The 11,390-nt window shown below is 74.2% G+C and carries 12 protein-coding genes and 1 pseudogene; 1 reads left to right on the top strand and 12 read right to left on the bottom strand.

The annotated features are described in order from the left end of the window. The 11 genes and pseudogenes from NFU81_RS34805 to NFU81_RS34755 form a co-directional block, all read right to left on the bottom strand. Nucleotides 1–349: pseudogene (locus NFU81_RS34805) on the bottom strand (SAM-dependent methyltransferase); the annotation flags it as partial. Further along, nucleotides 346–1,647, bottom strand: a complete 1,302-nt coding sequence (locus NFU81_RS34800) for an SAM-dependent methyltransferase (RefSeq protein ID WP_422665370.1) — start codon at nucleotides 1,645–1,647, stop codon at nucleotides 346–348. The gene NFU81_RS34800 and the pseudogene NFU81_RS34805, both read right to left, overlap by 4 nt. Next, a complete protein-coding gene (locus NFU81_RS34795) occupies nucleotides 1,644–2,423 on the bottom strand; it encodes a DUF1365 domain-containing protein (RefSeq protein WP_251499333.1) in 780 nt (259 codons plus the stop codon). The genes NFU81_RS34800 and NFU81_RS34795 overlap by 4 nt, the downstream gene beginning before the upstream one ends. Further along, a complete protein-coding gene (locus NFU81_RS34790) occupies nucleotides 2,420–3,685 on the bottom strand; it encodes an NAD(P)/FAD-dependent oxidoreductase (protein ID WP_251499331.1) in 1,266 nt (421 codons plus the stop codon). Before NFU81_RS34790 ends, NFU81_RS34795 begins: the two co-directional genes overlap by 4 nt. A 168-nt stretch (nucleotides 3,686–3,853) precedes the next feature. Further along, a complete protein-coding gene (locus tag NFU81_RS34785; RefSeq protein ID WP_251499328.1) occupies nucleotides 3,854–4,618 on the bottom strand; it encodes an anti-sigma factor in 765 nt (254 codons plus the stop codon). Beyond that, nucleotides 4,615–5,202, bottom strand: a complete 588-nt coding sequence (gene sigK, locus NFU81_RS34780; protein ID WP_251499326.1) for an ECF RNA polymerase sigma factor SigK — start codon at nucleotides 5,200–5,202, stop codon at nucleotides 4,615–4,617. The genes NFU81_RS34785 and sigK overlap by 4 nt, the downstream gene beginning before the upstream one ends. Before the next feature lie 98 nt (nucleotides 5,203–5,300). Beyond that, a complete protein-coding gene (locus NFU81_RS34775; protein WP_251499324.1) occupies nucleotides 5,301–5,972 on the bottom strand; it encodes a fasciclin domain-containing protein in 672 nt (223 codons plus the stop codon). A gap of 78 nt (nucleotides 5,973–6,050) precedes the next feature. Beyond that, a complete protein-coding gene (locus tag NFU81_RS34770; RefSeq protein WP_251499321.1) occupies nucleotides 6,051–7,688 on the bottom strand; it encodes a molybdopterin-dependent oxidoreductase in 1,638 nt (545 codons plus the stop codon). 110 nt (nucleotides 7,689–7,798) lie between these two features. Beyond that, nucleotides 7,799–8,071, bottom strand: a complete 273-nt coding sequence (locus NFU81_RS34765; protein WP_251499319.1) for a hypothetical protein — start codon at nucleotides 8,069–8,071, stop codon at nucleotides 7,799–7,801. 173 nt (nucleotides 8,072–8,244) lie between these two features. After that, nucleotides 8,245–8,793: a GNAT family N-acetyltransferase gene (locus NFU81_RS34760; RefSeq protein ID WP_251499316.1), complete on the bottom strand. Its 549-nt coding sequence runs from the start codon at nucleotides 8,791–8,793 to the stop codon at nucleotides 8,245–8,247. A 49-nt stretch (nucleotides 8,794–8,842) separates the two neighbouring features. Beyond that, nucleotides 8,843–9,430: a TetR/AcrR family transcriptional regulator gene (locus tag NFU81_RS34755; protein WP_251499314.1), complete on the bottom strand. Its 588-nt coding sequence runs from the start codon at nucleotides 9,428–9,430 to the stop codon at nucleotides 8,843–8,845. A 105-nt stretch (nucleotides 9,431–9,535) separates the two neighbouring features. Between NFU81_RS34755 and NFU81_RS34750 the strand changes: the two genes are divergently transcribed. Further along, nucleotides 9,536–10,612 (top strand): Gfo/Idh/MocA family protein, encoded by a 1,077-nt coding sequence (locus NFU81_RS34750; protein ID WP_251499311.1) that lies wholly within the window; start codon nucleotides 9,536–9,538, stop codon nucleotides 10,610–10,612. Nucleotides 10,613–10,695: 83 nt separating this feature from the next. Here NFU81_RS34750 and NFU81_RS34745 read toward each other — a convergent pair whose 3' ends face one another. Next, nucleotides 10,696–11,289, bottom strand: coding sequence for a sigma-70 family RNA polymerase sigma factor (locus NFU81_RS34745; protein ID WP_251499308.1), 594 nt, complete (start codon nucleotides 11,287–11,289; stop codon nucleotides 10,696–10,698). Nucleotides 11,290–11,390: the final 101 nt, after the last annotated feature.

Genomic DNA, 11,390 nt, shown 5'->3' with positions numbered 1-11,390 from the left:
GGCGCAGGGCGGCGCCGGCCGCCCTCGCAGCGTCGGCGGGCCGCAGCCCGGCGAGCCGCAGGCGGCCGCCGGGCGCGGGCCTGCGGTCCCGCACGGCCTGCCAGACGCGGCTGAGCCCTTCTGCCAGGTCGCCGTCGACATCGAGGTCGCCGGCGATGTAGGCCTCGGCGACGCCGAGTTCGCCGGGCTGCCACAGCAGCCGCCGCAGCGCGCGGTGCGAGCGCAGCAGCACCACCGGTGCCGCCTCCGGCCCGGTCTCGCTGCCGTCCCAGGCGCGCAGCCGCACCGGCGGCTCGCCGGCGAACAGCGCGGTCAGTACCGGTCCCAGCCGGTCCGCGACCGTGGTCACCTGGCACCTCCCGCCGGGCCGGAGGCGGTCAGTGTGAACCGGTGCACGTCCAGGTAGCCGGCGCGGAAGCCCGCTTCGCAGTAGGCGAGGTAGAACTCCCACATGCGCCGGAAGACGTGGTCGAAGCCCAGGGCGGCCACCTCACCCGTGTCGGCCCCGGCGGTGAAGCGCTCGCGCCACAGCCGCAGCGTCTCGGCGTAGTGCTCGCCGAACCCGGTCGCGGATTCCGCGCGCAGGCCCGACGCCTGCGCCGCCGCGATGATCGCGGTGGTGGAGGGGATGATGCCGCCGGGGAAGACGTACTTGCCGATCCAGGTGTGGGTGTCGCGGGTGGCGAGCATCCGGTCGTGGGCCATGGTGATCGACTGGAGTGCGACCCGGCCGCCCGGCGCGAGGAGCCGGGCCAGCGCGGCGAAGTACGCAGGCCAGTATTCGGCGCCGACCGCCTCGATCATCTCCACGCTCACCACGGCGTCGTAACTCCCGTGCAGCTGGCGGTAGTCGCGCAGTTCGACCTCGACCCGTTCCGACAGGCCGGCCGCGGCGATCCGGGCGGCGGCCAGGTCGCGCTGCTCCCGCGACAGCGTCACCGTCCGTACGCGGGCTCCGCGGCGGGCCGCGCGCAGCGCCAACTCCCCCCAGCCGGTGCCGATCTCCAGCAGCCGCGTGCCCTGCCCGACGGCCGCCAGGTCGAGCAGCAGGTCGATCTTGTGCTGCTGCGCGGTGGCCAGGTCGTCCGCGCGGGAGGGGAGTTCGCGGAAGACGGCCGACGAGTACGTCATCGTCTCGTCGAGGAACAGCGCGAAGAGGTCGTTGGACAGGTCGTAGTGCCGGTGGATGTTCTGCCGGGCGCCCTGCGGGGAGTTGGCCTGGGCGCGGGGCCTGCGGTGCGCCCACAGCGTGCGCAGCCGCTGCAGGCCGGGCGGGACCAGTTCGGTGAGGTGCCCGGCCAGCACGGTCAGGACGGCGACGAGGTCGTCGGCGTCCCACTCGCCGGCCATGTAGGACTCGCCGAAGCCGATCAGGCCGTCGGCGCCGATCCGCCGGTGGAAGGCGGCGGGGTCGTGCAGGCGCAGGACGGGGCCGCCGCGGCCTGCGACGCTGCCGTCCGGCGCCGCGACGTGCAGCGGCAGTCCGGCCAGCGCCCGTCCGACGAGCCGCCGGGCGACCGCGGTGCGGACCGCGGAGGCACGCGGCAGCCGGGCGACGTCGGGCCACACCCGGGGGTCCACCGGGGCGGCCGGGCGGCTGCCCGCGGCGGAGGCGGGTGCTGGACCGAGCGGGACGAGTCCGTTCACTTCAGACCTTCCTGCGGTACGGGCGCGGGCCGGTGCCTGACCGGCAGGCCGCGCAGATACAGGTGGATGCCGTGCAGCCGGATGGCGGCGGACACCGCCAGGGTCGACCAGGGGTGCCGGGCGGTCGCGGCCAGCAGGTTGCGGGCGGTGGCCGGCCGCCGCCTGCCGCGCAGCGTCGCGGTGAACTGCACCTGGCCTGCCCGCTGCAACTGCACGGTGACGGCGAGCCGTTCGCCGGGCTCCGGCAGCCGCATGCGGTAGCCGCCGTCGACCGGGAAGAACGGGGAGACGTAGAGCTCTTTCGGCACCTCCGCCCTGCCGCCGGCGTCGGTGCGCAGCAGGTAGCAGTGCCGCTCGCCGTAGGTGTTGTGCACCTCGGCGACCACGCACACCGGTGCGCCGGCCCGGTCGGAACACCAGTAGAGCGTCAGCGGGTTGAAGACGTGTCCCAGGACGCGCGCGTGCGCGAGCATCAGGACCCGGCCGCCGTCGAGGCGGACGCCGCGGGAGGCGAGGAAGCGCTCCAGCGCGGTACGCAGCGGTTCGCGGGCGCCGCCGAAGTGGTCGCGAGGGTCGAACCGGGCCAGCGGGCGCAGCACCCGGGGCAGGACGGGAGGGCTGTCCACGTCGACCAGCCACATGTACGTGCGGTGCCTGAAGGAGTGGCGGACCGGCGCGGTGCGGGCGTGGGCGACGACGCACTCGTAGAGCGCGGGTGCGGTGCCCGCAGGCGTACGGGCCGGCGGGCGGCCTGTGCTGCTGGGGGCGGGGCTCACCAGCGCACTCCCAGCGCGGCCGCCGCGGCGACCCCCGACCGGCAGCCGTCCTCGTGGAACCCCCAGCCGTGGTAGGCGCCCGCGTACGCGGTGACGCCGTCGGTGAGCGCGGGCAGTTGCCGCTGCGCGGCGACGGACTCGGGGGTGTAGACGGGGTGTTCGTAGGTCATGCGGGCCAGCACCTGCCGGCTGTCGACCAGGTCGGCGGCGTTGAGGGTGACCACGTAGTCCTCGGGGGCGTCGAGCCGCTGCAGCCGGTTCATGTGGTAGCTGACCCGGACGTGGTCGGCGGCGGCCGTGCACGACGGCAGCAGGTAGTTCCACGAGGCGCGGGCGCGCCGGGCGGAGGGCAGCAGCGAGGTGTCGGTGTGCAGCACCGTCTCGTTGCGCGAGTAGCGGAACGCCCCCAGCAGCCGCCGCTCGTCGGGGGTGGGGTCGGCGAGCATGCGCAGGGCCTGGTCGGGGTGGACGGCCAGGACGACCGCGCCGGCGTCGTACGTCGTGCCGTCCTCGGCGGTGATCTCGACACCGTCGGCGTGCCGGCGCACCGCCCGTACGGGTGTCGTGGTGTGCACCGCCGCCAGCCGCTTGCCGATCCGCTGGACGTACTCCACGGAACCGCCGGTGACCGTGCGCCACTGCGGGGAGCCGCTGACCGAGAGCAGCCCGTGGTGCTCCAGGAAGTGGAAGAGGTACGCCGCCGGGTAGCGCATCGCGGTGCGCGGGGCGCAGGACCACACCGCGGAGACCAGCGGGATCAGGAAGTGGTTGACGAAGTACGGCGAGAAGCGGCGGGCGGCGACGAAGTCACCGAGGGTCTGCGCGTCCGGGCTCCCGGCGTCCAGCACCGCACGCGCCGCCCGGTGGAAGGCCGGGACCTCGGTGAGCATACGCAGGTAGCGGCCGCGCAGCAGGCTGCGCGGCTGGGCGAACAGGCCGCCCGGGCCGCCTCGCGCGCCGGCGTACTGCAGGCCGCAGCCGTCGCAGCGCACGGACATGCTCATCTCGGATTCCTGCGTGCTGACGCCCAGTTCACCGAAGAGGCGCAGCAGGGTGGGGTAGGTGCGGTCGTTGTGGACGATGAAGCCGGTGTCGATCCGCAGCACCCGCCCGCCGTGCGCGGCGACGTCGTGGGTGTCGGCGTGCCCGCCGAGCCGGTCCTGCGCCTCGAAGAGCATCACGTCGCCGGTCTTCCGCAGGACGTGCGCGGCGGTCAGGCCCGCCACTCCCCCGCCCACCACGGCTATGCGTCGCCGATCCACCCTCGCGCTCCTCCTCCCGCCCGGCACGGCTCCGCACCCCCGGGCGCGCAACCCTCTCGTCCTTGCTTCGTAGCCGCGGGCCGCGCGGATTGGTCCGGGAGCGCACGAAGTGGAATCCGCCGCCGCGCCGTTCCGGGGCCGGCACTGCCGGACCCGGAACGGCCCTCGTCACAGCGGGAGGAGCGCCAGCGGAGGGCTGGTGGGGGCGCGCGAGCCGCCGCGCGGCTCGGCCGTGATCCCGACGCCGTCGGCGTCCGCGGGTGCCCCGTCCAGCACCTCGGCGCCCGCGGTACGGCCGGGCTCCACCAGGCCGGCCCGCACCATGCCGCCGCCGCGGCTGTACCACAGCTCGTACACCCTGCCCCCGGGCAGGGCGGGCAGCCCGTGGTAGAGGACGGCGGCCTGCTCCAGACGTTTCGAGGCGACCAGGGTCGCGGTGCCGCCCCCGGTCAGCACGCCGGAGTGGAAGGTGGCGTCGGGCGCCGCGGTCAGCACGCTCAGCTCGGCGGCCTGCTGCTCGGCGCGCGCGGTCCGCCCGCGCTGGGCGTCCGCGTCCTGCCGCGCGTCGACCGCGAGACCGGTGGCGACCACGGCGGCCACCAGGCACGCCGCCGCCGCAAGGGCGGGCATCCGCTGCCGCCACCCGCGCCGCCTCGGAGCGGCGAGGGGCACCTCCGCCACCCGCGGTGCCGGGACGTCCGGCGGCAGCTGCCGGACTCCGGGCAGCGCGGCCATCACCCGCTCCCGCATCGCCGCCGGCGGCACCTCGGCCACGGCCAGCGCGAGCCGCGCCGCGGTCTCCTGCAGCTCGCGGACCTCCTGAGCGCAGGCCTCGCACTCCGACAGGTGGCGGCGGAACTCCCCCGCCTCGGGCTCGGCGATGGCGCCCACGGCGTACGCCCCGGTCAGCGTGTGCAGGTCGCCGGTGGTCACGACCCCACCCCCAGGCAGTCGCGGAGCCGGATCAGCCCGTCCCGCAGGCGGGTCTTGACGGTGCCCAGGGCCACACCGAGCACCTCGGCGGTCTGCTGGTAGGTGTAGCCGCGGTAGTACGCCAGCATCACCGACTCGTGCTGCAGCGCGGTCAGTTGATTCAGGCAGCGCCTCACCTGCTCGCGCTCCAGGCGCCGTTCGACCTGCTCGAAGACCTCGTCGAAGGCGGGGCTGCGGTCCCGCAGCCCGGCGGTGGCCTCCCGGGCCACGGAGGCCTGGGCCGAACGGACCCGGTCCACCGCCCGCCGGTGCGCAAGGGTGATGATCCACGCCATGGCGCTGCCCTGCCGCGCGTCGAAACGGGCGGCGCACCGCCACACGTCGATCAGCACCTCCTGCGCGACCTCCTCGGACTGCTCGGGATCGCGCACCACCTTGCGTACGAGGCCGAGCACCGGGCCGGCCACCGCTGTGTACAACGTGTCGAACGCCTGCCGATCACCTCGGGACATGCGGTCGAGCAACGTCTCCAGGACCCCGGGGCGGGGTTCGGTCGACGAGCCGTCGTCTGCTGCCACGTACATGGACACCTCCGGACATTACTGCGGGTCTGACCCACCCGCGGGCTTCGACGGGTGGGTCACGCCGGCCGGTCGTCCGGCCCGTGCGGTCCCCGTGGCGGTCAGTTGGGCGGCATCAGGACGGTGTCGATGATCTGGACGGTGGCGTTGGCGGTCGTGACGTTGCCGCACACGACGGCGGCCGTCCCGTTGACCTTGTACGTCTCGCCGGAGCCCGCGGTCGTCAGGGTGCCCTTCTCCAGCGTGGTGTACGTGCCGTGGGCCAGGCCGTCGGGCGCCTTCACCGGCTGCCCGACGACGTGGTACGTGAGGATCTTGGTGAGCATCGCCTTGTCGGCGAGGACCTTGTCGAGGGTCGCCTTGGGGAGCTTGGCGAAGGCGTCGTCGGTGGGCGCGAAGACGGTGATGTCCTGCGCGTTGTTGAGGGTGTCCACCAGACCTGCCTTCGTGACCGCGGAGACCAGGGTCGACAGCGCCGGGTTGTGCGAGGCCGCGGTTGCGACCGGGTCCATGGCCATGCCGTCGAAGCTGCCGGAGCCGGACTTGGGCACCGAAGCGCAGCCGGGGCCGAACGGCTGGTCCATCGCGGCGGCCGACGACGGCATCGACGACGACGGCATCGACGACGTGGCGGGCGCCGCCGCCCCTGCCGGGCTCGACGAGGACGCGTCCGCCGAGGACTTCTCGCTGCTGGAACACGCGGTGATCGCGAGCGGCAGCAGGGCGGCCGCGGCCACCGCCACGGCGACACGGCGGGACTTCAGGGCGTTCATGTGGGTCTCCAGGTGGAGTGGTCTGCGGAATGAGGAGGGTCAGGAGGTGCTCCGCCCGCAGCGGAGCAGGGGGGCGGGTCAGGTCACGTCGACCACCACCGAATGCCAACCGGTCGCACCGTCGGGGACGGTGCCGGCCCGCTCGTCGGTCTGGGTGTGTCCGTCGCGGTCCGTGGCACGTACCTCGATGCGGTGCGTGCCGGGGGTGGCGTCCCAGGTCCACACCCACTGCCGCCAGGTGTCCGCGGTGTCCTCCGCTGCGAGGCGCGCGGTGTGCCAGGGGCCTGCGTCGACGCGCAACTCGACCCGGTCGATGCCCCGGTGCTGCGCCCAGGCGACCCCGGCGACCGCCACCCGGCCCGCCCTGGGCGTCGCGAACGGCTTGGGCGTGTCGATCCGGGACTCGGTCTTGACCGGTGCCTGCCGGGACCAGCTGCGGCGTACCCAGTAGGCGTCGAAGGCGTCGAAGGTGGTCAGCTCCAGCTCGCTCAGCCACTTGCAGGCCGACACGTAGCCGTACAGGCCGGGGATGACCACGCGGACCGGGAAGCCGTGGGCGAAGGGCAGCGGCCGCCCGTTCATGCCCAGGGCGAGCATCGCGTCGCGCCCGTCGAGGACCGTCTCCACCGGTGAACCGATGGTCATGCCGTCCACGGACCGCGCCACGAGCTGGTCGGCCGGGCCGCCGCGGGACGGCGCCCGCACCCCGGCCTCGCGCAGCAGGTCGGCCAGCCGCACCCCGATCCAGCGCGCGTTGCCCACGTACGGGCCGCCGACCTCGTTGGACACGCAGGTCAACGTGATGTCGCGTTCGATCAGGGGTCGGTTCAGCAGGTCCTGGTAGGTGTACGTCAGCTCCCGCGCCACGCCGAGCCCGTGCAGCCGCAGGCGCCACGTGGTGGCGTCGACCTTCGGGACCACCAGCGCGGTGTCCACCCGGTAGAAGCTGCCGGACGGTGTGAGGAAGGGGCTGACGCCCGGGACGGCGAGATGCGCGCCGCGCGGGACGGGGGCGGCGGCGGAGGCCGGCCGCGGCAGCACGACCGCGGTGCGCGACGCGGCTGCGGCGGCGCCGCTGCGGGCGTTCAGCGCCCGGCCCAGCACCCCCGCGGCGGCGGACGCGGCCGCGGTGGCCGTCGCGGCGACGACGAAACGGCGGCGGTCGAACGCGGGGCCGGGGGCCGGAACGGCGGCGGGCGGCGCTGCGGCCAGTCGCCCCGACAGCACCCACAGCACCGCGACTCCGGCCAACGCGCCCGCCACGGAGGGCAGTACGTCGAGGCCCTGCCGCTCAGGACGGCTCCACGCCGCCACGGCGCCGACGCCGCCGAAGACCAGCACTCCGGCACAGCCGGCCCGCCGGAACCGCAGCGCCGTCACGCCGAGGAGGACCGCGAACAGTCCCAGGAGCGCCACGATGCCCAGTTGCAGCACCAGCTTGTCGTCGGTGCCGAAGTGCCGTACCGCGTAGTCCTTCACGGACGCCGGCGTGCGGTCGATGACGGCACCGCCGACCGCGACGACCGGGCTCGCCTCGGGCCTGACCGCCGCCGACACCAGCTCGGCGACGCCGAGCGACGCGGCGGCGGCCAGCAGCCCCGACAGCGCCCCGAGCAGCAGGCGCAGGACCCGCCCGGCACGGCCCGGGCCGCGAGGCCGGCGGGACTCCCGCCCGCCGTCGGTGCTGCTGCGCTGCTGTCCGGTCACACCTGTCATTCGGAGCCGACCGCGCCGCGGATTGGTCGGACTTCCGGATCAGGTGGCGGGGCGGGCCGCCGGGCGTCACAGCCAAGGCCGCCGGGCCGCAGGGCCAGGGCCGCCGGACGTCAGGCCAGGGTCGCCGGGCGCAACGTCAGACGCGCGGTGTAAGCGGGTTGGCCCGCCTGACACCGCCAGTCCAGAGCGGTCACCGCGTACTCCGGATCCTCCGCAAGCCAGTCCGCGGCCGCCTGCAGGAGGTCCTTGGGGCTCTCACCCGCGAGAACCAGGGTGCCGTCGTCCTCGACGGTGACCCACAGGTCCACATGGGAGTTGACGAAGGCTCCTGCCCTCTCCCGCAACTCCTCGGCGACGGATCGGCTTTGCAGGTGGTCGGTCACGGGTCACTCTCCTCTTCCGGGCAACTGCACCTCGTGTTCCCCCTCGCCGATCTCCCATTCGCGGGCGGATCACCGAATGCGAGGTGTATCGGCGAGTTCGGCACCGGGCGCAGACGAACGGGGATCCGGCTGCCGCCGAACGGATCACCCGGTGCCGTGGCGGGGAGGGCGGCTCAGACCTCGGGAAGGGACGGGTCGGGCGCCCAGGGGGCCGGCGCGGTGACGGCCCAGCGCTCGTGGTCACGCCAACCGCCGTCGATGTAGAGGTAGTCGGGCGAGACGCCTTCGTAGCGGAAGCCCAGCCGCTTGACCAGGGCCAGGGAGGACGTGTTCGCCGGCTGGATGGTGGCCTCCAGCCGGTGGAGCCGCAGTTCGGTGAAGGCGTAGTGCAGGGTGACGGCGACCCCTTCGGTCATGTAGCCGTGCCCCGCGGACGGGGCGAAGGCCGCGTAGCCCAGGGACGCGCCCTGGTAGCGGCCCCGGATGATCGAGTTGATGTTGACCATGCCGGCGGTCTCGCCGGTCTCCCGGACCCGGACCAGGAAGCCCAGGTTGCCGCCGCCGTCGAAGCGGCGCATCCAGACGCGGAAGGCCTCCGGGGTCGCGGGCAGCTGCATCCACGGCCCGTGCAGCTCCGCGCTGGCCTGCACGAGAGCGCAGAACTCGTCCTGGTCGGAGAGGGTGAGCGGGTGGAGTTCGACCCGTGACGGCATCGTGGGCATGGGCCAACGGTAGAGCCTGCGTGCGGGGAGTCACCCGCGGGGTCCCCGATCAGCCGACCGGCCGGAGCAGCGTGCGCAGCGCCAGGCCGGCCACCCGTTCCAGCTGGTCGCGGGTGTGGCCGCTCGCCGCCTGGACGGCGATGCCGTCGGTGACGGTGTGCACCAACTGGGCCAGGACGCCCGGGTCGTAGTCCGCCGGGAGGTCGGCCGCCTGCTCGAAGCGCCGGCGGAGCGCGGCCTCGCCGGCCATCCGGCGGGCGATCGCCTCCTTGCGGACCGGCTCGGAGTCGGAACCGCAGGCGTGGACCGTGTTGACGCTCAGGCACCCGCGGGGGGTGTGCGGCCCGGAGGTCAACTCGACCGCCCCGAGCACCAGGTGCTCGATGACCTCCCGCACGGTGGGCGCATCCAGCGCCTCGGCGGCGAAGGCTCCCGGGCCGGCGAAGTAGCGGTCGAGCACCTTGCGGAACAGTTGCTCCTTGTTGCCGAACGTCGCATACAGGCTGGGCCTGTTGATGCCCATGGCCGCGGTCAGGTCCGACAGGGACGCCCCCTCGTAGCCATACCACCAGAACACCTCAAGCGCCCGATCGAGCACATCCTCCGCGTCGAAGGCGCGCGGGCGACCGCCTGGCATGCCGTACCTCCTCAAGTTTTTTACCTACAAGTACATTATCCCCTTGAAGCCGGACCCCTCGCTCCCCTAGTTTCATATCGATCGGTACGAAACCAGGGAGGAAGCATGATCGGAGTCGGGGTCGTCGGAGCCAGTGGCTGGGCCGGCGCGTCGCATCTGCCCGCGCTGGCGGGGCTCGCCGGGTTCGAGGTGACCGCGGTGGCGACGACGAACCAGGCCGGCGCCGCCAAGGTGGCGGCGGCGCACGGCGTGCCGCTCGCCTTCGCGGACGCCGGGCGGCTCGCCGCCCACCCGGACGTGGACCTGGTCGTGGTCTCCGTCAGGGCGTCCGAGCACGCGAAGGTGATCAGGGCCGCGCTGGAGGCGGGCAAGCACGTGCTGTCCGAGTGGCCGCTGGGAGTGGACGCGGCGCAGGCGGCCGACCTCGCCCGGGAGGCCGGCGCGGCGGGCGTCGTCCACGCCGTGAACCTGCAGGGATACCAGTCCCCGGACGCCCGGTACGTGGCCGAACTGGTCGCGGGAGGGGCCATCGGCCGACTGGAGTCGGCCGTACTGGTCGCCGCCGGCGACCCGTTGGGCGGCGCCCGCATCGCGCCGGAGCTGGCCTGGTCCACCGACCCGGCGGCGGGCACCTCGCTGCTGACCGTCATGGCCGGCCACTTCCTGGCCGCCCTGGACCGGATGGCGGGCAGGCTGGTCGAGGTCTCCGCGCGGCTGCCCCGGCCGTACGACCACGTCGAGGTCGAGCGGACCGGCCGGACGGTGCCCAACGGGGTACCCGCGCAGGTGCTGCTCCATGGCGTCCTGGACAACGGCGCCACCGCGTCGGTGGCCGTGCACGGCGGCAGCGGGAGCCCGGACGGATTCCTCGTCAAACTCGTCGGCTCCGACCGCACGTTGACGGTGTCCCCCACCCGGCCGGGCACGTACCTGCACTGGACCGACTGGGACATCCGGGTCGGCGGAGAGCGGGTGACGGTGCCGGACGACCGCAGGACCGCCCCCTTCGACCCCGCCGCGGGACCGGTCGCCAACGTCGCGGCCGTCTACCAGGAGATCGCCCGGTCGATCGCCGAAGGACGCAGCCCGCACCCGGACTTCCACACCGCCGCGGCCCACCACAGGGTGCTCGCGGCCATCGAGCGGTCCGCGGAGACCGGTGGCGCCGAGAAGGTCGCATGACGGGAGCTCCGTGGAGGATAAAGCCGGTCGGCCAGGCGGCCGGGTGACGACGCCCGGCTCGCCGCCGGAGTGCGCAGCAGCACTCATGCGAGGTCCGCCAGGTGCCGTTCGTCCCGCAGGTGCAGCAGGGCACGGCGTGCGTGGCTCTTGACCGTGCCCAGCGGCCACCCGGTGCGCTCGGCGATCTGCGCCTGCGTCAGGTCCTCCCAGAACGCGAGGTGGAGGACGGTCGCCTGCGGCGCGCTGAGCCCGGCGACCGCGTCGGCGACCACGAGGGCGTCCAGCATCCGCTCGGGCTGGGCGTGCGGCGACCGGCCCGCGTCCGGTGGAACGCCCGCGACGCGGGCCGGCCCGGGGCGGCGCGTGCGGGCCGACAGCGCGTCGGCCACCTTCTTGCGGGTGATGCCGACGATCCACCCGCTGAGCGGGCCGCGTTCGGGATGGAAACCGCTGCGGCCCCGCCAGACGGCCAGGAACACCTGCTGCCGCACGTCCTCGGCCTCCCCCGGATCGCCCAGCGAGCGGCTGGCCACGGCGTGGACCAGCGTGCCGAAGCGCCGGTAGACCAGCGCGAGGCACGCCTCGTCTCCTGCCGCGAACCCGGCGGCGAGCTGCGCGTCGCTCAACTCCTCCGCCGCCGGGACCGGCATCGAACGGGATTGCGACTCGACGGTCATGACACGTCTCCTTGGGCAGCACTCACGGCCTTGAGCAGCGAAATCATGCTGACAGCCGGTCGGATCAGCGTGATCGGCCCGGGACCTGGGCGACAACTCGC

The sequence above is a fragment of the Actinacidiphila cocklensis genome, from assembly GCF_907177275.1.
GTDB classification, from domain to species: domain Bacteria; phylum Actinomycetota; class Actinomycetes; order Streptomycetales; family Streptomycetaceae; genus Actinacidiphila; species Actinacidiphila cocklensis.
This window is presented reverse-complemented; position numbering and strand designations above follow the sequence as displayed.